17 protein-coding genes are annotated in these 25173 nt (G+C 66.9%); 1 reads left to right on the forward strand and 16 read right to left on the reverse strand.

Annotated features, from left to right (window positions below; all coding sequences use genetic code 11):
- The first annotated feature begins 15 nt into the window (after positions 1–15).
- Positions 16–3495, forward strand: a complete 3480-nt coding sequence (locus tag LH128_RS31515) for a DUF6519 domain-containing protein (protein ID WP_008831704.1) — start codon at positions 16–18, stop codon at positions 3493–3495.
- 41 nt (positions 3496–3536) lie between these two features.
- On the opposite strand, the gene LH128_RS21045 is transcribed toward LH128_RS31515, so the two are convergent.
- From LH128_RS21045 to LH128_RS21120, 16 genes are all read right to left on the reverse strand, one after another.
- A complete protein-coding gene (locus tag LH128_RS21045) occupies positions 3537–3941 on the reverse strand; it encodes a RidA family protein (RefSeq protein ID WP_008831705.1) in 405 nt (134 codons plus the stop codon).
- A gap of 22 nt (positions 3942–3963) precedes the next feature.
- Positions 3964–4455, reverse strand: coding sequence for a VOC family protein (locus tag LH128_RS21050; RefSeq protein WP_008831706.1), 492 nt, complete (start codon positions 4453–4455; stop codon positions 3964–3966).
- A gap of 353 nt (positions 4456–4808) precedes the next feature.
- A complete protein-coding gene (locus LH128_RS21055; protein WP_008831707.1) occupies positions 4809–6209 on the reverse strand; it encodes an FAD/NAD(P)-dependent oxidoreductase in 1401 nt (466 codons plus the stop codon).
- Positions 6206–6499 (reverse strand): (2Fe-2S)-binding protein, encoded by a 294-nt coding sequence (locus tag LH128_RS21060; RefSeq protein WP_008831708.1) that lies wholly within the window; start codon positions 6497–6499, stop codon positions 6206–6208. The genes LH128_RS21055 and LH128_RS21060 overlap by 4 nt, the downstream gene beginning before the upstream one ends.
- Positions 6496–7710 carry an NAD(P)/FAD-dependent oxidoreductase gene (locus LH128_RS21065; RefSeq protein ID WP_327195234.1) on the reverse strand — a complete coding sequence of 405 codons (1215 nt, stop codon included), beginning with the start codon at positions 7708–7710 and terminating at the stop codon, positions 6496–6498. Before LH128_RS21065 ends, LH128_RS21060 begins: the two co-directional genes overlap by 4 nt.
- A 2-nt stretch (positions 7711–7712) precedes the next feature.
- Entirely contained in the window at positions 7713–8639 is a 927-nt protein-coding gene (locus tag LH128_RS21070; RefSeq protein ID WP_037520663.1) for a dihydrodipicolinate synthase family protein, read from the reverse strand.
- Positions 8640–8866: 227 nt separating this feature from the next.
- Complete coding sequence (locus tag LH128_RS21075; RefSeq protein WP_008831711.1) at positions 8867–10321, reverse strand: sodium:solute symporter family protein; 1455 nt, start codon at positions 10319–10321, stop codon at positions 8867–8869.
- Entirely contained in the window at positions 10318–10551 is a 234-nt protein-coding gene (locus LH128_RS21080; protein ID WP_008831712.1) for a DUF3311 domain-containing protein, read from the reverse strand. The genes LH128_RS21075 and LH128_RS21080 overlap by 4 nt, the downstream gene beginning before the upstream one ends.
- Before the next feature lie 220 nt (positions 10552–10771).
- Positions 10772–11689, reverse strand: coding sequence for a LysR family transcriptional regulator (locus LH128_RS21085; protein WP_155986432.1), 918 nt, complete (start codon positions 11687–11689; stop codon positions 10772–10774).
- Positions 11690–11908: 219 nt separating this feature from the next.
- On the reverse strand, positions 11909–14437 hold the full coding sequence (locus LH128_RS21090; RefSeq protein ID WP_008831714.1) for a glycoside hydrolase family 3 protein: 2529 nt from the start codon (positions 14435–14437) through the stop codon (positions 11909–11911).
- 92 nt (positions 14438–14529) lie between these two features.
- Entirely contained in the window at positions 14530–16758 is a 2229-nt protein-coding gene (locus LH128_RS21095) for a TonB-dependent receptor (RefSeq protein WP_008831715.1), read from the reverse strand.
- Positions 16759–17049: 291 nt separating this feature from the next.
- Positions 17050–17382, reverse strand: a complete 333-nt coding sequence (locus tag LH128_RS21100) for a DUF2322 family protein (protein ID WP_008831716.1) — start codon at positions 17380–17382, stop codon at positions 17050–17052.
- A 175-nt stretch (positions 17383–17557) separates the two neighbouring features.
- The gene (locus LH128_RS21105; RefSeq protein ID WP_008831717.1) at positions 17558–20062 is read right to left on the reverse strand and encodes a TonB-dependent receptor; all 2505 of its coding nucleotides are present in this window, start codon (positions 20060–20062) and stop codon (positions 17558–17560) included.
- 95 nt (positions 20063–20157) lie between these two features.
- Entirely contained in the window at positions 20158–21747 is a 1590-nt protein-coding gene (locus LH128_RS21110; RefSeq protein ID WP_008831718.1) for a carboxylesterase/lipase family protein, read from the reverse strand.
- 358 nt (positions 21748–22105) lie between these two features.
- On the reverse strand, positions 22106–22777 hold the full coding sequence (locus tag LH128_RS31520; protein WP_008831719.1) for a TetR/AcrR family transcriptional regulator: 672 nt from the start codon (positions 22775–22777) through the stop codon (positions 22106–22108).
- A gap of 217 nt (positions 22778–22994) precedes the next feature.
- Positions 22995–25124, reverse strand: a complete 2130-nt coding sequence (locus tag LH128_RS21120) for a TonB-dependent receptor domain-containing protein (protein WP_037520645.1) — start codon at positions 25122–25124, stop codon at positions 22995–22997.
- Between the last annotated feature and the right edge of the window lie 49 nt (positions 25125–25173).

Consider the following 25173-nt stretch of genomic DNA (forward strand, 5'->3'; position numbering starts at 1 on the left):
GCAGGAGAAGGACGAATGAAAGGCGATTTTTCCCGGCTGCGGTTCGATCCCGCCCGCCAGTACGAGGCCGTCCTGCTGCAACAGGGCCGCGTCGCGCTCGACGCCGACAGCAACGAGGCCAGCGCGATCCAGCTCCACCGCGACAGGCGCACCGCCGCAGACCTGATCGGCCCATCCGGCGCGCCGCAGGGCGATGCCGGGTTCGCGATCACCGTCGAGGCGGCAGGCAAGCTGGGGGTCGGCGCGGGCACGCTCTACGTCGACGGCGTGCGCTGCATGAACCCCGGCAAGTTCCTTCACGACGCGCAGCCCTTCCTGCCTGCCGGAGCGCCGGTCTTCGTCACGGCGGACGGCAGCCGCTCGGCCAGCCCGGCGGACGGGCGCTACATCGCCTTCGTCGACGTCTGGCACCGCCACGTCACCGCGATCGAGGACGATGAACTCGTCGAGGAAGCGCTGGGCGTGGATACCACGACGCGGCTGCAGGTGGTCGAGCAGGTCGGTTTCCTTCGGGCAGGCGATGCGGGCGACGGCGCGGTGACCTGCGACGCGGCGGTGCCGGGGTGGACCCCCTTCATCCAGCGCCCGAACGGCACGATCGCCGCGCGCGGCAAGCCCGCCGACACCGAGGCCAACCCTTGCGCCTTTCCCGAGACCGCAGGCTATCAGCGGCTCGAAAACCACCTCTACCGCGTCGAGATTCACAAGCCGGGTACGGCAGGCGGAGGGGCGACCTTCAAATGGTCGCGCGACAATGCCGCCTTCGCCACGCGCTGGCTGGAAAGCAATGGCGATACCCTGACCCTCGCCGAGACCGGCCGCGACGCGGTAAGCGGCCTGAGCCCCGGCCAGTGGATCGAACTGACCGACGACGACGCCGAACTTGCCGGCCGCCCCGGAACGCTGGTGCGCATCGTCAGCCTGACCGGCAACCGCGTCCGGCTCGACGCGCCGACTGCCGACGGGCCGATCGCGATCAGTTCCTTCGGTCGCAATCCCAAGGTCCGCGCGTGGGATTCGCCCGGTGCCGTTGCCATCACCGTGCCCGGCACCAACGACGGTTTCCTGCCGCTGGAAAGCGGGCTGGAGGTCGCCTTCCTCGCCGGGGGCGCCTATCGCTCGGGCGACTGGTGGGTGATCCCTGCCCGCAGCGGCAGCGGGATCGACTGGCCCGAGAGCGGCGGTGCCCCCGCACAGCAGTCACCGCAAGGCATCGAACATGCCTATGCCCGCCTCGCCGTGCTCGACTGCACCGGCGGCGCGTGGACTATCGTGGGCGACTGCCGCCCTCTGTTCCCGCCGCTCACCCGGATGCGCCAGTTGGCGCTACTCGGCGGCGACGGGCAAGAGGCGCTGCCCGATCCGACCCAGCCGACGCGCCTGTGTCCCCTCGCCGACCTGCTGCGTGTCGGCGTGTTTCGCGGGACCATGCCGGTCCAGAATGCCCGCGTGCGCTTCACGGTGCTGTCGGGCAGCGGGGGGCTCAACGTCATCCCGCCCGCGAGCGGCTTCTCCAGCGTCATCGCCCTCACCGACGACAAGGGCGAGGCGACCGTCGCCTGGGCACTCGACGCCGCTACCGCGACCCAGCAGGTCCGCGCCGAACTCATCGATTCCACCGATGCGCGGGTGGGCCTTGCCGTCACCTTCGGGGCCAGCCTCTCCACCGCCGCGCGCGTGTCCTACGACCCGGCGGCCACGCCCAGCCTCGCCGGGATCGTCACCGTCCAGCGCGCGATCGAGGAACTAGCCAATCGGGTCGGCGGCGGCTGCGTGGAAGTCACGCTCTCGCCCGGCACCGACTGGGTGAAGACCCTGAGCGAACTGCCCAAGGGCGAGGACGTGACGATCTGCTTCCGGCAGGGCCGGTTCGAGACCAGGGAGCCGGTGATCCTGACCGGCCTCGGCCACGTCGTCATCCACGGCGGCGGAGCGGCCAGCCAGGTGCTGTGCGGTGAGGGGGAGAGCGTGCTGGAGTTCATCGACTGCGCCAGCCTCTCGATGCGCGAGCTGACCGTCGCCGCGACCGCCGATCTCCTCGACCACAAGCCCCGCCGCCGGGGCGCGATCACCGCCATCGGGGTCGATACCGTGACGCTCGAGGACCTGACCGTCACGTGCGGCACCGCGCGCGGAAACGAGCGGACCTGCATGACCGTGTCCGGCACGCAGCGCGACGGCAAGCCCGTTCCGGTCAGCTTCGTGCGGATCGTGGATTGCGCCTTCACCTGCGGCTTCGGGCAGGACGGCGTGCTGGTCACCGACGCCATCGACTCCGTTATCGAGGGCAACCGCCTGCGCGTCTCTCACTTGCCCGAGCGGTTCACGCTGGAGGAACTCGCCGCCGATCCGCGTCGCCACGGGATGCTGGCAAGGCACCTTGCCCGCGACTTCGCCCCGGCCGAGACGCGCACGCCGGTGCCGGGCAATGCAGTCCTCGTCGGACCATACGCGGTGAGCATGGCCTCGATGGTCGAGGCGCCCGAATGGCGCAAGCTGATCGCCGCCGAGCCGCCCGCCGCCGCCGACACGGCCAGCGCCGACGCGGTGCAAGCCTACATGCGCCGCCTGACCGACAAGGCGCTGGCGGACACGTCCGCCACGTCCGCCTTCCGCGCGCCTGCCGACCGGGTGCGCAAGGTCATGGGGCGACAGACCGGCATCCAGCTATCGCCCGAGCTGCTCGGCGACCTCATCCGCGGCGGCGAGATGACGGTGGCCGAGGCCCCGAAACCCGCTGCCACGGATGGCAAGGGCCTGATCACCATTCCTGCCGGGCAATGGCGCGTCGCCTTCGAATCCGAGATTGATCAGGAAACCTGGATCCGCATCGCCCGCGAATTCGCGCAGGAGATCACCGCGGAAACCGAGGAGCGCACCTGGGACGCTATCGCCGACCTGACCCGCCGCTTCGTCACCGATCCCGACCTGCGCGCCAAGTTCCCCGCCGTCGCGGCGTGGTTCGAGCGGCTGCGCAAAGGTCTCGGCGTGGTCGGCGGACAGGCGATCGTCGTCGCCGGCGGCCAGGGGCGTACCACCCGCATCGCCCGCAACGACATCGCCGCCTTCCTCGAAGGCGTCCATGTCGCGCTGGCCCGCGAGGGCGACGGCCCCGGGGACCACCGGGACTTCGCCAGCGTCGCCGTCATCGCCAACCGCATGGCGCTGCGCCTGCCGGTCGAGTACTTGTGGGGCGGTCACGGCATCTACGTGGGCAATGCCGCGCAGGTGCGGGTGAACGAGAACGAACTGGACTTCGCCCCCGGCAACGACCGCCGCTTCCACGAGGGCATCCGTATCTGGGGCTGGCTCGGGCGGTTCCTGCACGCCAATGCCAACGCCATCACGCTGGCGCGCATCGGCATCCGCGTGGTCTCCGAAGGCAAGCCTCAGGACGAGACGGTGCAGTGGCTCGCGGCGGACAACCTCGCCGTCGGCGCGGGGGTCTGTGTCGAGGCGCCGGGCTGGATGCGGCTGCGGGACAACGTGCCGTGATGATCGTCGTCCCGGACTTGCTCCGGGACGACGAGTGCGGCTTACTTCACCGTAGCGATGGCCTCTATCTCGATCAGGAACTCGGGCATCGCCAGCGCCGAGACACCGACCACGGTGTTCGAGGCGGGCACCACATCACCGTAGAACGCGCCCAGTTCCGGCCCGATCGCGGCCAGCATCGAGACGTCGTAGTTCACGATGAAGGTACGCAGGCGCAGCACCGCTTCAGGGCCGACGCCCTGCGAAGCCAGCACGTCCTTGATGTTCGCCAGCGCCTGACGCGCCTGAAGGCCCACGTCCGATCCGCCGACGACGTTGTAGTCCTTGTCCCAGGCCACCTGGCCCGAGAGGTGCAGGGTGCCGGTCGCCTCGTCGAGCGTGGCGTGCGAGAAACCGTACTGGACGCTGGGATAGAGCGTCTCGGGATTGATGCGGGTGCTGGTCATGGCAGGCTCCTGTCAGGAAAGGTCAGTCGACGATCTCGAGCTGGTGGCCCCAGGGGTCGAGGATATAGAGGTTCTTCTTGCCCGCCAGCGGACCCTCGGTGATGTCGATGGTCTCCATCGGCGTGCAGCCGTGGGCGGCGAGGTAAGCCTTGGCCTTCTCCACATCGTCCACCTTGATGCCGAGGTGGTGGCCGCCCGCGTCGCAGTTGCGCGGCAGGGTCGCGGAGCGATCGGCGGGCTTGTCGTACTGGACGAGCTGGAAGTTGAGGTTCGCCGTCAGCTTTAGCATGATGAGCGTCAGGCAGGCGCCCGGCACATTGACGTGGCTTTCCATCCAGTCGCGGCCGTCCTCGCCCACCGGGATCTGCGCGGCGTCGAGCGGGCCCATGCGGAACAGTTCGGTGGCGCCGAAGACGTCCTTGTACCACCGCGCGACGGCGTCGGCATCGGCCACGGTCCAGGATACGTGGTCGGCCTCGATGAAGATGGGGCGGTCGGACGCGGCGTCGGTCATGGGAATCTCCGGCTGGGAAGCGGCCAGCCTACGCCGCACGAGTGTTCCGGCAATGGCGTGGACTGAGCGAAGATGTTGCGATGGACGCAACGTAAAGGCCCGTCGCCTCCCCATCCCCCGCTCAGCCTGAGCCTGTCGAAGGCCCGGGAATTAAAGCGTGATAGTGTTGCTCGAAACATCGGTCGTCATCCCCGCGAAGGCCGGGACCCATCTGATGCCCGTGCAACAGGCGGCGTCAGGAGATGGGTTCCCGCTTTCGCGGGAATGACGATGGATCGGCGGAAGTCGCGCTGCAGGCTCCAGGCGCCAGCCGCAGGGCCTTCGACAAGCTCAGGCTGAGCGGGAGGAGGGGGTTATTCTTGGGTATCCAGTAAGTCCGCCACCGACACCGCACGCGCGGGAAAGCGCGGGCGGAAGCCGGTGACCTCGGCTTCCGCGCAGCCCCGCGCCGAGGCGATGCGGCGCACCAGCGCGTGCTCGCAGGTCCGCCCCTGGCACAGCCCCATGCCCGCCCGGCAGCGCAGCTTGATCGCGCTTGCCCCGAACGAGGGACCGACTTCCAAGGCATTGGCAATCGCGCGATCGACAGTCCCGGCGGAAATGTCCTCGCACCGGCAGAGCAGGGTTTCCGGTTCCGGTTCCGGCAGCCACGGGCGGGGATCGGCGACGCCCCGCAGAAGGTCGATGAAGCCCTGCATCGCCTGCCGTTCGGCCCGAGGCTTGCGTATAGCCGCAGCCGCTTCCCCGTCCGACAGCGCGCCCGCGTCCTGCGCGATGGCCAGCCCCGCCAACGCGCCCTCGGCCATCGCCGCATCGCTGCCCGCGACACCGGTGGTCTCGCCCGCGACGTAGAGGCCCGGCACGGTCGAACGCATGGATGCGTCGCGGATGGCTTCCCAGCCTCCGGCGGGGTCGGACCAGCGTACCTCGGCGCCGATCTGGCGGATCAGGTCGGCTTGCGGCAGGAAGCCGTAGCACATCGCGGCGACGTCGCAGGCGATGCTTTCGCCGTTGCTGAAGACGATGCGCTCCACCGCGTCGGTGCCTTCGCAGCGCAACGCCTGCGCGCCGTAGCGAACAGGAACCCCGGCCCGGCGCAGCGCCATGATCCCGGCTGCAGCGGCAAGCAGCGGCCCCGGCGTCGCCATGGCGCGCGGGAGGTGCGCCAGCGCCGTGCGCGCCATGGCGGCAAAGGGCTGCGCGAAGCAGACGGCCGCGACTTCGCCGCCCGCCTCGACGATCTGCTGCGCGAGGACGATCATCAGCGGATGGGTGCCGAACAGGACGATCCCCTGGCCGGGCAGCACTTGTTGCGCCTTGATGAGCGTCTGCACCGCGCCCGCGCTCATGACGCCGGGCAGCGTCCAGCCCGGCAGCGCCACCGGCATGTCGTAGCAGCCCCCGGCCACCAGCACGCGCCGCGCCTGTACCTGTTCGATACCGCCCGCCGTGCCCGAGAGGGTCAGCGCGAAACCTTCGCCGTCAGGCATGATGCCCAGCACCGAGCGGCCACCCAGCCATTGCAGCCGCGCGTCGCCGCTAACCCGGTCCAGCAGCGCGCGGCCCTTGCGATAAGGCGCGCCGCTAAGCCAGCCGGGGACCGAGAACGTCGCGGGAGGCTGGCGCAGGATTTGGCCGCCGGGCCGCTGCTGCTCGTCGATCACGCATGTCGAGAGGCCCGCCGCCAGCGTGCGCTCCGCAGCAGCCATGCCCGCCGGGCCACCGCCGACAATGGCGACGTCGTAAGGGCTCATGCCTCGGGCCTTTCGGTGCGGATGCGCAGGCCCGGCTCTACGGGCACGAGGCAGCCGCGCAGGCGGCGCCATGGCGCATCCCCGCGCGCGACCCAGACGGTGCATTCGCTGCAGGTGCCCATGTTGCAGAACATGCCCCGCGCGCGGCCCGAACGGTCGTCGCGAAAGCGCGGCGCGGTCGAGAGCACGGCGACGGCGACCGTCTCGCCGGGATGCGCCATGACTTGTGCGCCGTCGAGTTCCACCGCGACCGGCGCGGGCCGGGTGACGCCCTGTTCGACGCGCTTCACGGCAACACCGCGAAGGCATCGAGGTGCGCGAAGCGGCGCGGCGTGAACATCGTCAGTTCCTCCGGCGTGGCGCTTTCCGCGATGGTACGCGCGAGCAGCCGCGCCAGCACCGGGCCGAGGGTGAACAGCGATCCCCCCGCCGCCACGAACAGCCCCGGCGCGGCGGCGACCTCGCCGACGATCGGAAGCTGGTCGGCGGAAATGCAGGTGGTGCCGGTCCATGTCCGCAGCAGCGAGCGCTCGGCCAGCCCCGGCATGACCCGCGCGGCGACTTCCAGATTGGCGCGCAAGTTGGCAGGCTCGACAATCGCGGGGCGGTCGAGATCGGGGGTGCCGTCGGCGCGCTTCGCAAGGCGCGAGGGCCAGCCGCCGCCGATCAGCAGGTTGCCGTCCTCGGTCTGCTTCATCGACAGCCGCCGCCCGACGTGCTGGATGAGGTAAGGCAGCACCGGCGCGGTCCGATCGGTGACGCTCATCATCAGCGGCGCAGGGCAAAGCGGCACGTTGAGGCCCAGCAGCCCGACAAGGCGCGGCACCCAATGCCCCGCCGCCAGCAGCACGCGCGGCGTGTTCACCGTGATCTCGCCGTCGGGTCCGTGTAGTGTGGCGCGGTAGGTCCGGTCGCGCTGCATCGAGAGTCCGGCGAGCGCGGTGCCCGTCTTCACCACGGCGCCCTGCCCGCGCGCGCCATCGGCGAAGGCATCGACGAGGATGCGCGGATTGGCATGGCCTTCGTCCTCCAGCCAAGCGGCTCCGGCAAGGTTGGGGGACAGTGCGGGGGCCTTATGGTGCAGTTGGGTGCCGTTGAGTACCCTTGTGGGCAAGCCAAGTTCGTTCTCGCGGGCCACCTTGAAGGCAAGGAGGTCCATCTCCGCCTCGGTCTCGGCGACCATCAGTCCGCCGTGCATGGCGACATCGAGCGGCCGGCCGAGCATCTCCTCGATGCCCTTCCACTCCTCGATCGCGAGGCGGTTGAGCGAGACGATGCGCGCGCCGTCGGCGGCGGCCTTCTCGCCCTGTTCGAGGAAGCGCCGCTCGATCTGGAAGTGCAGCGAGCCCGCGTTCTGCCCGGAGGCACCCGCGTTGAGGTGCCCCCGCTCAGCCAGCAAGGCCTTGAATCCCAAGCGGGAAAGGTGCCAGGCCGTAGCGCAGCCGACGAGTCCGCCGCCGACGATCAGGATATCGCAGTGGGTCGTCGTCGGCATGCTCATGGTCAGAGCATATCGAGCTTTCGCAGCGTCTCGGCAATGCTTTCGCGGTCCTTGCCGGTGACGTCGATCAGCGGCTTGCGCACCGGACCGCCGGGCAGGCCCATGGCATCGAGCGCAGCCTTGAGGATCGCCGGGCCGGAACCGAAGCGGCCGACGAGGTCGGGGGTGTACCACTCCTCCATCAGCACCCGGTCCTTGCGCCCGCATTCGCGGGCACCCTCGATATCACCGGCCCACAGCTTGTCGTAGAAGCCGGTCTGGTTACGGCCGAGCACGCCGCCTGCGCCCATCGTGCCGTCGCCGCCGTGGACGCGCAGCATCGTCAGGCCCAGTTCGTCCATCGGATAGCCGAACACGCGGACCTGCTCGCCCAGCGCGAAAACGGTCTCGGCGAAGTGCGTGAAACGCGGGGTGGACTGCTTGATGGCGACGATCGCGTCGATGTCGGCAAGGCGGCGCAGCGTCTCCAGCGGCATGTCGATGCCGGTGCCCGGAGGCCAGTTGTAGACGCAGATCGGCAGGTCGATGGCGGCGCCGACTTCCTCGTAGAACGCCACGATCTCGTTCGGCAGCGGGCGCACGTAAGGCGGCGGGGTGATGAGCACGCCCTCGAAACCGGCCTCGGCGGCGGCCTGCGCATAAGCAATCGTCTCGCGCGCGGTGAAGCTGGAGCAGCCTGCGATGAGCGGCACCTTCTTCGCCATCTGGCTACCCGCCAGTTCGAACAGGCGCTTGCGCTCGTCCGGGCGCATGCTGGTCCATTCGCCGGTGGTGCCCGCCAGCACGAGGCCGTGCATGCCCTGATCGACTAGCCATTCCAGCAGCAGGCCGAGGCCCTTTTCGTCGAGGGTGTCCTCGTCGATGAAGGGGGTCGTGATCGCGGGGATATAGCCCTGCCAGTTCACCCGTGACCGCTTGCTGACCGTCATTGCTTCGTCCTTGTTCCTGACCTGCGGAAATTCCTGCTGCAGCGGCGCGATCTTTGTCCCGCTCTCTGCCTTCAGACGATCGATGCCAGCGGGGTTGTTTTCCAACAATGGCGCGCATCGGGCGAAAACGTTGCGCTGGCTGCAACGTCGGACATGGCCCGGACACGAAGACGCCGCGCCCGGTCGAGACCGGACGCGGCGTTGTCTTTCGCCTCAGTCGCCTGCCATCAGGCGGGTTGGGCGACGAGCACCTTGCGCGGGCTGGCCAGAGACAGGCCCACGGTGACCACGGCATTGGCGATCAGCGCGACGAGGCCGACCTCCCAATGCGGGAACCACCCTGCGGCAAGGCTCGACAACGCGGGCACCCAGAGCACCGCGTAACCCGTCAGCAATCCGCACAGGACGGCGGCGGCGCTAGTGCGGCGCAGCAGGAAGGCGCAGTAGACGCCCGGCGCCAGCATGCCGATCGCGGCATAAGCGGACAGCCCGATCTCGACCAGCGAACCGCTCGCGCCCAAAGTCAGGTAAAGCGCGATCGCGGCGAACACGACCATCGCGAGGCGCGAGACGAGCAGTTCGGTGCGGTCGTCTATGGTCGGAACCAGCGGGCGCACGATGTTGCGGCCGAAGATCGACCCGCAGGTCAGCAGCAGCACCGAGCCGGGCACAAGCGCCAGCAGCGAGGCCGTCCCCGCCAGCACGCCGAGCATCCACGCCGGATAGCGCTGCTCCACGAAGGCCAGCAGCAGCGCATTGGGGTCGCCGCCGGGGGCCTTGGTCCCGGCCAGCAGCGCCGCGAAGCCGAGCAGGATGATGAAGAAATACGAGAGGGAGTAGATCGGCTGGAACACCGCATTGCGCCGGATCGTCGTGCCGCTGTCGGCCGAGTAGCACAGCTGGAACATGTGCGGGAAGATGTACGTCCCCAGCGCCACGTTGATCGCCGAGGTCACCAGCCAGGTCACGTCGAGGCCGAGTTCGGGCTTGAGGCCGGGGAAGCGGGTGGCGTCGGGAAAACGCTCGCCAACGGTGCGGAAGACGTCGAGCACCGAGGCCTCGCCCACCACGCTCGCGACGGTCCAGGCCAGCACGATGACCACGATCAGCATCAGCACGTCCTTCACGCCCGCGGCAAAGGCGGCTGAGCGCAGGCCCGCGAGAAACACGAAGAGCAGCATCAGCACGACCGAGAAGCCCGCCGCCGCGCCCTGGCTCACCCACGGCCCTGCGGCAAGGCGCACCACCAAGGTCAGCGCGGTGACCTGGATCTGGACGTAGACCACCAGCGCGATCAGCCCCGCCGCTGCGACGCAGATGCCCAGCCAGCGAGCCTGATAACGGTGCGCGAAGAAGTCCGCCTGCGTGACGAGGCCGTGGCGCCGCCCATAGGCATGGATCATCGGCGTCAGCCAGTAGCCCAGCGCCGCCGAGAGCGAGACCGAGCAGAACGCCAGATAAGCCGGCGCGCCATAAGCCCAGGCAAAGCCCGAGATGCCGAGCACGGCGAAGGTCGTGTAGATCTCACCGGCATTGAGGAACCAGAACACCAGCGTGCCCAGCTTGCGACCACCAAGCGCCCATTCCTCCATGGTCTGCGCGCGCTTCTGCTTGCGGCGACCGTAGAGCATCGATCCGGCGACAGTGCCGCACACGATCAGCAGGATGAGCGAGAGGATCATGCTCCGCCCTCCCTGTTGCGCGCGTCCAGCATGAAGCAGAGGCCCAGAACGGCGGTGGCGAAGAGGATGCCCGCCATCTGCCAGACCATCCCGAACGGCAGGCCCAGCGGTGCCCACTCGACGCCGTTGGCCCATGACGCGAAGCCCAGTTGCCACACGAACGGCAGCAACAGCAGCAGGTCGGCGCGCGACAGGCCGGTGTCTTCGGGGTTGTCGGTTGGGTCAGTCATCAGTGCTCTCGGATGTTGCAATGAGCAGCGTGGACGCCGTCAACGTTGCATTCAATGACGAATCAATGCTCGAAACGTTGCGAAAAACGAAACGCCGACCCGTATGATTACCTTCCACCCATCTCGTCATTGCGAGCGTAGCGAAGCAATCCAAGGCGGCCTCATACTGCCCTGGATTGCTTCGCTGCGCTCGCAATGACGATCCGAAGGTAACCTGACATCACCGTTCCCGCCCCACCGGCCGGTTCCACTGCCGCAACTGCGCCTCGATCCGCTTGAGCAGGCGCAGCGGCGCGCCTTCCAACTGGCGGCCGGAGCGCAGGACGAGGCTGGTGGTGGTTTCCTCGATGCTGTCGTCGGCAATCGGCACGCTGACCATCGCGCCTTCGGTCAGTTCGGACCACACCGAAATCTGCGGCAGGATGGCAACGGCGATCCCCGCGCGCACCATGTCCTGCATGACGTGGATCGAGTTCGAGGTGATCGCGGGCTGGAAATAGGTCTTCGAATTGGCCTCCGCCGCGCTCAGGATCTGGCGGATGCGGAAATGCGCGGGCGGCAGCACCAGCGGCACTTGCGCCAGCTGCGCGATGGTGACGCTCGGCTGTGCGGCCAGCGGGTTGTCAGGGAGCATGATCGCCATCAGCGGCTGCGCGATCACCGAGCGGACGTGGATCTTCATGTCGTTCGGGGTCGAGAAGACGAGGCCGAAATGCGCCTCGTCATCCGCGATCATGCGCAGAATCTCGGTGGTGGAACCGGTGAGGATCTCCAGCCGGATCAGCGGGTTCGCTTGCGAGAACTGACTGACGATCGAGGTGAAGCTCTGCCCCGCGAAGCCGTCGCCGATGGCTGCGGTCACTTGGCCCGTGCGGACCGAGCGCAGTTCCTCCAGCTTGGCACGCAGCGCCTCGCGGTCAGCCAACTGGTTGCGGTAGTGGGCGATGACGATCTCGCCCGCATGGGTCAGGCGCACGCCGCGCCGCCCCTTCTCGATCAGGGCGAGGCCGTACTGGCTTTCCAGCTGCGCGATCTGGCGGCTGATCGAGGACGGCGCGACATTGAGCCGATCCCCCGCCGCGCGCATCGATCCGGCGCTGAGCGCTTCCAGCAGGTATCGCATTCCGGCTTCGGACAAGGGGTGCTCCTCTTCGTCGTCCCGGACTTGATCCGGGACCGCTGGCCGTGACCGGCACGCCTATCATTAACGCGCGGGGCTTCGACAAGCTCAGCCTGAGCGGGGATGGAGCATCCATCCACATCCCGCTCAGGCTGAGCTTGTCGAAGTCCCCGTCGCGAACACGCATCTAAAGACCGCCAGCGGTCCCGGATCAAGTCCGGGACGACGCATAGCCGCTCAGCGCGCGGGATCGAAGTCCTTGGCAAGCGGCAGATCGCGCGAACTGGAGCCAATCTGAACGCGGTAGCTGCCCTTGGCCAGTTGCCAGTCGTGCGCGGTCTCGTCCCAGTAGGACAAGGCGCGGCGGTCCAGCGGGAACTCGACGGTGGTCGACTTGCCCGGCTGCAGCGAGACGCGCGCGAAGCCCTTGAGCTGGCGCGGCGGTTCGTTGGCGGCAGCGGGCATCGAAACGTAGAGCTGCGCCACTTCGTCGCCCGCGACCTTGCCGGTGTTGCGCACGGTGGCGCGCACCGACCAACCAACGTCCGACTTCGACAGCTTGAGGCCGCTGTAGGCGAAGCTGGTGTAGGACAGGCCGTGGCCGAACGGATAGAGCGGCGCGATGCCCTTGGCGTCGTACCAGCGGTAGCCGACAAGGATGCCCTCGTCATAGCGCGCGGTGGTGCCGATGCCGGGGTAGCGGGCGGGCTGGTCGGCCGGGCCATTCACTTCGTCCGCCGGGAACGTCACCGGCAACTTACCCGAGGGGTTGGCCTTGCCGGTCAGCAGCGCCGCGATGGAGTCCGCCGCCTGCTCTCCCGGATACCAGGCGGCGAGGATGCCCGCGACCTTGTCGCGCCACGGCATCAGCACCGGGCCGACGGTGTGGAGCACGACGACGGTGTTGGGGTTGGCCGCCGCGACGGCCTCGACCAGCGCGTCCTGATCGCCGGGGAGCTTGAGGTCGGTGCGATCCGCGCCTTCGGAAACGTGATCGGCGACGAAGACCACCGCCACTTCCGCTTTCTTCGCGGCGGCGACGGCCTCATCTATCAGCGCCCGATCCGGCGCCTGCCAGCCAAGGCGCAGCTCGTTGGCCGAGAGCGTCGGCGCGTTGGAATAGTCGAGCTGCAGCGCCACGCGCTTGCCCGCTTCCAGCCAGACGGTGCCGTGCGTGGCAAGGCGGAAGCTCTGCTTGGGCACGTAGACCACGCGCTTGCCGTCGATCAGCAGCGCGATCTCGCCGCCGCCGTTGAGCGAGAAGCGATAAGTGCCGGTCTTCGGCGGCACGAAGCCCGCCGTCCAGCGCGCCGACCACAGCGAGGGCAAGCCCTGCACGCCCGCCTTGGGACCAGCCTCGGCGTAGTCGATCGACGCTTCCTTGCGGGTGACGAGCGGCTCGCCCTTCCAGTCGGGCGAGGCGTAGTAGCGCGCCGTCAGGCCCTCGAAGGCCGAGGCCGGCATGGCGGGCAGCGGCGCGATGCCAAGGGTGCCGCGCGCATATGTCACGCTCGCCTTGTCGCCGAGCGCCGCCTTGATCGCATCGACCGGGGCCTTGAGCGTGCCGACGTCCTCGGTCTTCACGAAGCCGCCGTAGCGTTCGGACGTCTGGACGTTCGCGCCCGCATCGTCGCCGATCACGGCGATCGTCTTGGCCTTCAGGGGCAGAACGCCGCGCTCGTTGCGCAGGAGGACGGTGCCTTCCTCGGCGATCTTTTCCGACAGGACGAGGTGCGCCGGATCGCGCACGTTGGCATTGGCGTCGGCCGCCGCGATGGGATGATCGACGAGCCCGAGGCGGAACATCGGGGTGACGATGCGCTTCACCATGCCGTCGATGTCAGCTTGTGTGATGGCGCCTCTCGCGCGGGCGGCTTTCAGTTCCTTGACGCCGTAGAACTCGGCGAACCCGAAGGGGCTGACGCCGCCGGGCATGGAAATGTCCAGCCCCGCCTTCACCGAGGGCGCGGTGGAGCGGTGGGCGAAGTACCAGTCGGCAACGACGAACCCGTCGAAGCCCCAGCGCTTGAGATTGCCCAGCGTGCCGGGGTTCTCGCAGGCGTAGTGCCCGTTGACGCGGTTGTACGCGCACATGATCGAGCCGGCCTTGCCCTGCTTCACCACAGCCTCGAAGCCGGGGTAGTAGATTTCGCGAAGCGCGCGCTCGGGGACGATGGCGTCCACCGCCTCGTAGGCGGGGCCATCGCCCAGACGCAGCCATTCCTGATTGTTCGCCGCGAAGTGCTTGGGGGTGGCGATGAGGCCGAGCGACTGGATGCCGCCGGTGATCGCGGTGCCCAGCTGCGCGGTCAGGTAGGGGTCTTCGCTCAGCGTCTCGGCGAGGCGGCCCCACTTGGGGGTGCGGATGATGTTGATGGTGGGGGCGAGCACCACGTTGCGCCCCTTGCCCGCGTGCTCGGCGCCCAGCGCCTTGCCGTAGGCGTTCATCAGATCGCGGTCGAAGGTCGCCGCGCCCATGACGGGTGCGGGGAACTGCGTCACGCCCTTCATGCCGTTGCCGACGCCTGCCGGGCCGTCGCCCATGCACAGGCGCGGCAGGCCGAGGCGGGCGATGCCGCTGATGTGGCCGACGCAGGCGTTGACGCCGGTGCCGTTGGCATCAAGCTCGGTATCGCCCTGAAGGAGCTTGAGCTTCTCGTCGTCCGTCATCGCCGCAACCACCAGCTCGGCCCGCTGTTCAGGCGTGCGGGCGGCGTCCAGCCAGGGCTGCTGCGCCTCGGCTGCGAAAGCGGGAACGGCCGCCACGGCACAAAACGCGATCCCGGAGAGCAAGGCTCTCCGGGATACATTTGCCACCTGGTGCGACCCGAGGACGAACTTGGAAGCAACAGTCATGATCAGAACTTCACCATTCCCGACAGGCTGACCGTGCGCGGACGGTTCATGTAGTAGCCCAGCGGGTACACGCCCGGGACGATCTCGTTGTAGTTGATCGTGGTCTGGTCGTTGAACAGGTTGGTGACGTTGAGGTTCACCTGCCACGGACCCTTGCTGATGCCGGCGTGCATGCCGACCAGCCAGTAGGAGTCGAGCGGCTGGTAGTTGTCGATGGTCGGGTTGAACTTGGTCGCCATCGAACCCTGATAGCTCACGTCCGCACCGAAGGAAGCGTCCACGCCCAGTGCGTCCACGAAGGTCGTGTAGTTGACGCTGCCCGAGCCGGTGAATTCCGGCACGTAGGGGATGCGGTCGCCCTTGTTGCCGGTGCCGGCAACGGGGTTGTCCTGCGCCAGCTTGGCGGTGTTGTAGTTGCCCGACAGGTTGATCTGCAGGCCCGGGATCGGGCGCGCATCGAGCGTCATTTCGATGCCCTTGACCTCGGCCTTGCCGCCATTGCCGGTGTAGCCGAACGACACGGTGCCGTCGGTCGCTTGCTGCGAGACCTGGATATCCGACCAGTCGATGTAATAGACCGCGCCGTTCAGGAACAGCTTGCGATCAAGCAGCGTGGTCTTCACGCCCCACTCGTAGGACCACAGCGAGTCCGAACCGTAGCCGTCGGGGATGACGACGTTGGCGATGGCGGCGGCGGTCTGGTCGTTGGTGCCGCCCGAGCGGTAGCCCTGCGCGACCTGCACGTACGTGTTGACCTGATCGCTCAGCTTGTACGCCAGGTTGAAGCGGCCGATCAGACCGTTGTCCTTGGTGTGAAGCACCGGACCGGCGCCCGCACCGGTGCCGCCGCCGAACGCGACGTTGGCGACCGACTGCTGCTCAAGCTTGAAGTCGAACAGGCGGCCGCCTGCGGTGAAGGTCAGGTCCGGCACGATCTCGTAGCTGAGTTCGCCGAACAGCGCGCGTTCCTTGATGCGGGTATCGACGGTGCGGTCGAGCAGCATGTCGGCATCGGCAGGCAGGTTGCCGTTGACGTCGGCCTTGGGCCACGAGCTGTTGAAGAAGCGGTTCTCGTTCTGGAAGAAGCCGCCGACGAGGATCTGGAACGGACCGTCGAAGTCCGAAGCGAAGCGCAGTTCGCCGCTGTCCACCCGGCGGTGCTTGTCCTGCTTCAGAGCGCTGCGGCCGGTGGTGTCGTGCGGCAGGCCAAGGAACGCCTGCGCCGCCAGCGAGGCGTCGCGCACGAAGCTGGTGTCACGCACGAAGCGCGAGACGGTGCCGGTGAACGTGCCGAAGGGCTGCTTGTAGTTGACGGTCGCGTTGTAGATTTCGCTCTTGTCGCTGTAGGGCGCGCGCACTTCGTCGGCCTGATAGTTCGAGGGCAGCACGTTGCCGTCGTAATCCAGCTTGTTGTAGAAGTTCTTCGCGTCCTGATGGACGTCCTGGTACATCGCGGTGAGGTCGACGGTCAGGTCGGGCGTTGCCTGCAGGCGGGCGGTCAGGCGACCGGCCTTGCTCTTTTCGGCGTTGGCGCCCTTCTGGAAGCGGTTGTCGATCCAGCCCGGCAGGTCGGCATAGAAGCCCGAGGCGCGCACCGCGAGGACGCCGGGGATGACCGGCAGGTTGACGGCGCCGTCGGTCTGCATGCCCAGCGATGCGCCCTTGGTGGCGCGCAGGGCCGACTGGACGTAGCCGTTCACGCCGCCGTCGGGATCGGCCTTCTTGGTGATGTAGCGGATCGTGCCCGCCATCGAGCTGGCGCCGAAGGTGGTGCCCTGCGGGCCCTTGAGCACTTCGACGCGGTCGATGTCGAACAGCTTGATGTCGGGGGCCTGGCCGCCGCCGTCCTGCGCGTTCTCGCCGGTGATCACGGTTTCGTCGAGGTACATGCCCACGGTGCTGGCACCGGCCGAGTTGACGCCGCGAATGACGTAGCGCTTGTCGCCGGGGCCTTCGTCCTGAACCGACAGGGCCGGAATCGCGTGGTAGAAGTCCGCGAAATCGACCGCACCCTTGTCTTTCAGCGCGTCGCCGCCCAGCGCCTGCACGGCGATCGGGGTATCCTGAACGGTCGAGGACGTACGCTTGGAAGCGGTGACGACGATGTCGCCGCCGGTGCCCTCAGCGGCCGTCGCCGCGTCCTGCGCGAGTGCAGGCACGGCGCACAGCGCGGTGCCGGCCATCATGCCGGTTACGAAAAGCCTCAGCGCTGCGTTCGTCTCGATCTTCATGGAACCCCTTTCAACCCGATTGTGCTTTAACCGGCGCGACAGCAAGTGTCCCCGCATCGCCGGATGACAGAAACGTCACACGAGCGCGGTTGCCCTTCAATGCAGCCAATCCGTGAGGTTCGTTGCGATGAGCGCAACGCTTTTCCAGTCAGAACTCCCGAATTCGGGTGGTTTCACATGATATTACGCGAACATGGGGCAGCAGCTCCTCCGAGCTGCCACCCCATGTTCACAGCCGTATTTCAGGCATTTCGGCGGTCACCATGGCCGTTCGTCCAAGCGCCCTCAGCCTTACGACTGGGGAATGATCTCGATGGAGAGCGGGCTGCCACCGGCGGCAATGTCCAGCAGGCGGTCGATATTGGGATGGGCGCCGGGACGGTTGCGGGCATCGGCCGTGTGCTCGGCAAACACGCCCAGGCCATGCTCGGCCGCTGCGGCGTCAAGGGCGGGGAAGCACTGCTTCAGGTGCTGATACACGGCGAGCGACCCCTGCTTGCCGGGCTGGTTTTCGATGCTGGCGACCACCGTTCCATCGACCGCGACAAGGTCGATGCGCTCCAGCCCATCGATCGGCGGGAGCTTCTGCAGATTGTCCTTGAACGTCGCGCCGGGCTGAATCATCGAATTGAATTCCTGCTTTGATGGGGCGGCGGCCTCTAACACCATCCATCCACACCCGCCATCGATGATGCCCCGACAACAAAGGCCGGCGACAAAAGGTGGTGGAGGCCGCACCGGCAACGGCAGCCTCCACCATGGCGCCGACGTCAGGGAGGGCCTGACGCCGACGTCATTTTCAGTAGCTGTAGCGGATACGCAGGCCAGCCGTGCGCAGGTCCGGCAGGCCGACGATCGCGGCCGTGTTGGTGCCGGTATAGCGGAAGTCGTTGGTGAACAGAGTGCCCAACGCAACGCTGGTATAGGCGTGCGTATTGAACACGTTGTTCACGAAGACCTCGACGTTGACCTTGCCGGTCTCGATGCCCGTGCGCATGTTCACCAGGGTCAGGTCGGGCGACTTGAGCACGTTCGACGCATCCGAGTAAACGCCTGACTTGTAGCTGAGGTCACCGCGAATAAACGCCTTGGCACCGTCCGCGACGGGGATCGGATGGCTGTAGCTGACGCTGACCGCCGCCGAATACTTCGAGGTCAGCGGGTTCTCGTTGCCCCGGAAGTCGGTAATGCCGGTCAGCGCAGTCGAAGACGGCGCGGTCAGGCTGCGGATCGAACTGGCGTTGATCGCGCCGCTGGCGGTGATGGACAGGTTGTCGGTCACGTCGGCGAAGACTTCAGCCTCGAACCCGGTCATGATGACCTTGCCCGCGTTACGCAATGCGGTGATCACCTGCGGCGTGTTGGTCTGCGCATCGAAGAACACCACGTCCGCCGAGTTGATCTGGTTCTTCCAGGTCGCCCTGTAGGCCGCCAGCGTGTAGCGCACGCTGTTGCCCAGCAGGCGCCCCTTCAGCCCGATCTCGTAGTTGTCCAGCTTCTCCGGATCGACTTCGATGGCAAGGCCCGATGCCGCCGCCGTCTGCTGGACCGACGGCGTGCCGGTCAGGAACTGGGTGTTGAAGCCCGCCGGATTGATGCCCTTGGCGTAGGAGGCGTAGAACATCGTGTCGGGATCGAACTGATACTGGACGATGCCGCGCGGGATGAAATTGCGGTAGTTCTTATGGGCCAGAGTCTGGCCCTCGGCATAGAAGCCGGCGGGGGCGAAAGCGTCGGTCGTGACGGTCAGGCCGCCCGGCGGAGCATAGGCATAGAGCTTGTCGATCTGGTAGCGCCCGTCGACGCTGATGGTCAGCTTGTCGGTCAGGTCGTAGCTGAGGCCGAAGAATGCGCCCAGGGTCTGGTTGCGCGACTGTCCGAAGACGGCCGAGAAGGTGGAGATGCCCAGCGCGTTGTTGCCGCCGCCATTGGCGTTCTGGTAGCGCGCGTCGAGGTAGCTGACGCCGACGGTGCCCTTGAAGCGGTCGGTGTCGTAGCGCGCCCGGAATTCCTGCGACCAGTCGCTCTGCCTGCGCTCCACCAGGAACGGGAAATCGAAGTAGCTGCGCGATCCGGCCGAGCCGAAGATGTTGGCCTGTCCGACGCTGTAGTAGTTGTCCAGGTCGGCCAGTTCGCTGTTGCGCTCCTTGTTCATGCCGGTCAGCGAGCTGAGCGTCACACCGTCGGCCACTTCCCAGTCCACCGAGGCATGCAGGTGGTAGAAGCGGCTGCGCAGACCATAGCCCTGCACGCCGTCTTCCGGCGAGATCAGACGGCCTTTCGGATTGGCGAGAAAATTCTTGATGAAGGCGTCGTTGGTGGTGTTCGCCGAGGGCGAGTTCACCAGCTTGGGCGCCGTGCCGCAGATATAGCGGTTGGTGCGGGTGACCCCGCTGGAATTGGTGACGTTGAAGCTGCAGTTCGACTGGTCCTGCACGATCACCCGGCCATTGTCGTCGGTCGCCTGGTATGCGCCGATCAGACCCTGCGCGCTGGGGCCGTCGTCGTTGTAGGTGATCATGCCGAAGCCCTTGACCGTCAGGTTCGAGGCGGGCGTGAAAGTGAGGGCCAGGGTGCCGGTGCGGGTCTTCTGGTCGCCCAGCGTCTGTCCCGGGACCCCGGCGTTCTCGTAGGAACCGTCCTTGGCGTACTTGCGCACGGTGGCGCGGATGCCGAGCAGGTCATCGACCAGTGGGCCGCTCACTTCGCCCATGACGTCGTAGCTGTTGCGCGTGCCGATCATCGCATCGACGGTGCCGGTCCAGTGGTCGCTGGGTGCCTTGCTCACGACGTTGACCGCGCCGGCGAACGTCTGGCGACCGAAGTAGGCGGCCTGCGGTCCCTTGAGCACTTCGACGCGCTCGGGATTGGTGATGTTGTTGATCGCCGTGGCCGAACTGACCGGCACGCCGTCGATGAACACCGAGGCGGTCTGGGCGACGGCATTGGGCGGGGTGAAGCCGCGGATGATGATCTGCTGGAACGAACGGTCGTTGCGGCCCGCGCCGTTGTTCACGACCTTCATGCCGGGTGTATAGGCGGCGATGTCCTGCACCGAGACGATGCCGCGTGCGCGGATGTCCTCGCCGGTCAACGCGGAGACCGCGATCGGCGTCTCGAGAATGCTCTCGGCGCTCTTGCGCGCGGTGACGAAGATCTCGCCGCTCGCGGGTTCCTGCTGCGCGGGCGGACTCGCTGCTTCCTGCGCGAACGCGGGCGCCGACCCCGCGATGGCCCCCGAAACCGTCAATGCGACGATCGATACCCGCGCAGCGTCGTGCTTGATGAAATCCCTCAACTTCATGGTCGTTGTCCTCACTCTGGATTTGTCATGGACGAGCGCCACCCTCCCCCGAAGAGGTGCTCGCAACGTTGGCTTCTGCTTGTGTTATTCAGTAATCAGCGGCGCGGCGCGGGCGGCCCCGGCAGCGGCGGATCGATCGCCGCGTGAACCTTCATCAGCCCGTCGAACCGCGTCCGGTCCGGGTCTGGCACAGCCCATGGATGCTCGGTAACCTGCATGCGCCTCGCCGCCTCCCCGGGGACATAGCGCGGCCAGTGTGCCGCCCCTTCGCCGCCCGGAGCGCCCGTGCTTATGAACGCCGCCCACCAGGCATTCATCTGCCGCGCGACGGCGCGATCGGCCTCGGCGATGCGCCAACCCTGCTGCGCCTCGAGCGTATCGAACACATAGGGTATCTCGGCACCGTGGTATGCGCCGGCAAGGCGCACGTCGAAACCGGTGCCGAAGGTTCCCTCCGGCACGGGCGGTGCGTGGTCGAACTCGTAAAGGTAGACCGGGCCGCGACCGAAACGCGCCGCGGCATAAGCCCAGAGCCAGGTTGGGTAGGCGATGTTGTGATGCCCTGCTGCCGCGACCAGAGCTGCCTGGTCGTCGCCGGGTGCATGCGGATAGAGGCGTGCGACTGCGCCCGCCTCGGCGCCGTAGGTCGCCTGCAGCATCTGCGCGAAGCTGCGCTTCGGACCAAGCAGCGTCAGCGAACCTTCATCCGCGTTCCAGCCCGCCAGCAGCGGCACGTCGTTGAATTTTCCCGAGGCGAAGATGCGCCAGGGGGCATCGGGTAGCAGGTGCCCGTCGACCACCGGCAGATTGTAGAACTGGCCGTTGGCGAGCCTTGCGGCGCTGGCAAGGACGCGCTCGGCAGGTACCCGGCGCAGCGCGGCAAGATCGCTCGCCCCCAGGTCCTGCATCAGCGCGGTGCCGCGCTTTTCCTCGAACGCCAGGGTCGTGGCGCCCATGCTGGCGGGCTCCGCGCGGCGCAGCGATGAGCCGCTTTCGCCGATTGCCTGCGCGAACAGCCCCTTCGCAAGCGGCGAAGCCATCATGACGCTGGTGGTCACCGAACCCGAGGACTCCCCGCCGATGGTGACCCGGCCCGGCTCGCCGCCGAAGCGGCCGATGTTGCGCCGGACCCACCCGAGCGCGGCGATCACGTCCATGAAGCCGTAGTTGCCCGAGGCATCGTAGCCACTCCGCGCGCTCAGTTCCGGAGTGGACAGGAAGCCCAGCGGCCCGAGGCGGTAGTTGATCGTCACCACGACGATCCCCTTGCGCGCGAAGGCGGAGCCATCGAACGTCGGTTGTGCCCCGGAACCGACCCGCGATCCGCCACCATGGATCCACACGAATACCGGGTGGCGCCCCGATTTGGCCGGCGCCCAGACATTGAGGAAAAGACAGTCTTCGGAGCGCGGCCGCTCGGCCGGGCTGTTCTCGTTCACCGCCTGCATGCAGTCGGCGCCGAACGTATCGGTGCTGCGCACGCCCTGCCATGGGACAACCGCAGCGGGAGGCTCCCAGCGCCGTTCGCCGATGGGCGCGGCGGCATAAGGGATGCCCTTGTAGACCCGGACACCATCGGCACGGGCCGGTGCCTGGGCGATGGCGCCGCCATCCACGCGCAAGCTGGCGGGCACAGTAGCGGCTTCCGGCGAAGGCACCGAAATGCCCACCAGTATGGGCACCATACAAAACGATAATATGCTTCGCCGCGACATGACGCACCCGTCCGATTCCGTGATGGAAATAAACTGCGTCAGTGATAAATAAATTAGCAGTCCTTTGAGACGCGTATTCGTCTGGCGGATATATTTCGAAACGATTTTTACAAAATCATATTTTTGTAAAAATCCCAAAGATATTATCGATTATCGCAAAAAACTAAGAAGAATTTTTCAACAAACTGGAATTTACGGAATACTATAAATAGACCTAAAGACGGGTGCACCCTAGTGAAACAAGCCCATCGGTCGCCCTGTCATTAATTTTATGCAGTGTTAAAAATTTAAAACCTCGGCACAATTTTGTCATCGCGGCGACAGCCGGTCACAGTTTCGTTCGATGAATTTCGGCCGCAGCCGACTGATCGTGGCCGGGTCGCACGAGAAGTTGCCTCACGGCCCGATCAAGGTGCTCTGCGGCATCCACAGCCCCGCCGAGCAGCGCCTGAAACTGCAATCCGTCCGACAGGGCGATCAGCGACTGCGCAGCATAGTCAGCATCGACGTGCGGTGCGATGACACCTGCCTGCTGCCCTCGCTTGAGCGCATCGCACAGTTCGCGCCGGATGCCCTCGAACCGCGCCGTGAAGTAGGCATGGGCCGGGTGCCCCGGCTCCAGAGCGTCGGAAGCGAACTGGAAATAAAGGCGTACGACCCCTGGCGCGGTCAGGTTGCGGCGGACCGAGGCGACATAGCGGCTCAGAACCGCCAGCGCACCATCGCCGGGGACAGCGATGCCGGCCGCCTCCTCGTCCCACCGGTTGAGCACGCATTCGAGCAGGTGCTCGAACGTTCCGAAGTAATAGAGGACATGCGCCGCTTCGATGCCAAGCTCGCGGCTCAAGGCGCGAAGGCTGACCGGCGCCGCGGCATCCGAGCAGTAGCGCCGCACGGTATCCGCGAGAATCTTCTCCCGCATCGCCGAACCCTTGCCGTAGCGCCTGGCGGCAGTGTCCGCTCCGGGCTGGGCCGGATCGCCCGCTTTCGCATGTTTCATTCCGCTCTCTTTTTCAACGAGCAATGATGCTGGTCGCCGGGCGGAAGGCTTGCCCGCAAGCCCGCGAGAAATCCAGATGGATCACGGCGAAAGGCATGCGATTTGTCGGACCTGCCGGGCGCGCCTGACTGGCTTCACAGCCGGAACGTCCCGGCGCGTAAGCGCCCGAGCCATGTCGGCGACACCGCTCGGGCGCTTTACGAACGGATCCGCAGGATCAGAAGTCCACGGCCGTGGAAAGCCACAACCTGCGCCCCTCCTGGTTGATCGAATAAGCGGGTGTAAAGGCCGTGGCGGTGCCGCTGTCATACGGCACGTAGACCGCATAGTCGGTGTTCAGCACGTTATAGACCGTGGCGGCGAGGCGGAATGCGGGCGCGATCTGGTACGAGCCGCCAAGGTGGAACACTTCATAGCTGCGGAAGTCGCCCACCGCCGCCTGCTGCGCATTGCTGCCGCGATAACGGCTGGAACGAATCTCACCCCGCGCCCAGAGGCTGGCCACGTCGCTCACCTTCCAGCGCAAGTTGCCGTTGAGCATGTGCTTGGGCATGCCGACCAGCGGCAGGCCCTTTTCCGAACCGCTGAGCTGCTCGGTCTCGGTATAGGTGTAGTTCACCGTGAGCGAGACCGCCTGCGTGAACGCGAAGCGGCTCGCCACTTCGACGCCGCGGGTGCGGGCCTTGTCGATGTTGATCGACTGGCTGAAAAGATCGACATTCGGGAAGTTGCCGACGTCGAGGCAGCCCGGACGGTTCAGGTTGGTCGAGAAAGTACAGTTGGGAATGCCCGGCCCGGTGGCGATCTTGTCGTCGAAGTCGTTGTTGAACAGCGTGACGTTGCCGCTGAAGAAGCCCTTGTCGTCGAAGTAGATGCCTGCTTCGTAAGTCGTGCTCGTCTCCGGCGTCAGGCCCGGCGTGCCGATCAGCGGCACGCGGCCCTGGCTGCCGAAGCCAATGATGCCGCTGGCGATCTGCTCGACGCGCGGGGTCTTGAAGCCCCGGCTGACGCCGCCTTTGACGGTCAGCGCATCGGTGACGTTCCACACCGCGTAAGCGCGCGGCGACCACTTGTTCCCGAATGTCGAGTGGTCGTCATAACGCACGCCGCCAGTCACGTTGAAGCCATCGACGACGGTGAGGGTCGCCTCGGCAAAGCCCGCCCACTGGGTGAACTTGAACGGAGCGGGCGCGACGCCGTCGATCATCCGGGCCTTCCAGTACTGCCCCCCGACGGTGAAGGCGAGCGGTCCGGCGCGTCCGGCGAAGCGGCTGTCGATGATGTCGTTGCGCGCCTCGAGGTTGCGGGCGCTGCCCGGGGTGGCGCCGGGCGTGCCGTTGGGGATCAGGCGGCCGATCGTCTCGGTGTCGTTGCGGGTCAGGGTGGTGTCGAGCTGGCCGAAGTCGCCCATGCGCCAGCTATGCGCAACGACGTAATTGGTGCGGTTGAACTGCTGCCTTGGCGCATAGCCGCCCGAACCCAGCGTGCCGAGCTGGCCTTCGGTGTTGTCGTAAGTCTGCTCGTTGCGGTCGAATTCCACCCACAGATCGTGGTCGGCGTGCGGCGTGAAGCTCAGACGGCCGCCGTACGTGTAGATGTCCGAGCGCACCGGGTTGCGGCCCAGCGTCAGTGCCGGATCACCGGGAATCTCGATGCTCGATCCCTCGCGGTGGAACACACTGCCGCGCAGGGTCAGGCCGACCAGGTCCTTGACCACCGGCCCTTGCGCAAAGCCGTTGATCGACTGGATGTTGCCGAAGCGCTGGTCCTCCTGGATCGTCGTCTCGGCGGTGGCGGTGCCGACCCAGCGGTTGCCGACCTTGCGGGTGATGATGTTGACGACGCCGCCCATCGCGTCCGACCCGTAGAGCGTGGACATCGGCCCGCGCACCACTTCGATCCGGTCGATCGCGGAATAGGGCGGCAGGAAGCTGGTGGACGTCTCGCCGAAACCGTTGGGCGTCACGCCGCCCGGCGCGTTCTGGCGGCGGCCGTCGATCAGCACCAGCGTATAGTCGCTGGGCATGCCGCGGATGGAGATGTTGAGGCCGCCGGTCTTGCCCGCCTCGCCGCCGACATCGACGCCGGGAACGTCCTGCAGCGCTTCCGCCAGGTTGCCGAAGCGCTTGTCCTGCAGGTCAGCCCGGTCGATCACAGTGATACTGGCCGGAGCCTCGACGATGTCCTGCGCATAACCGGCGGCGGTGACGACGATCGGCGATCCGGCCTCGGCGCCCGCCTCGTCGGCATGGGCGGCCTGAGCGATAAGACATGAAACGATGGCGAGACTGGCCTGCGCCAAATGGCGGGCACGCTGGCTGGATCGGCGATGGACTGCTGCGGACATGTTGAAACCCCCGTATTGGTAATGCGACTGACTCGCATTTGCGGGGCGC

Source organism: Sphingomonas sp. LH128 (genome assembly GCF_000293195.2).
Classification (GTDB): Bacteria; Pseudomonadota; Alphaproteobacteria; order Sphingomonadales; family Sphingomonadaceae; genus Novosphingobium; species Novosphingobium resinovorum_A.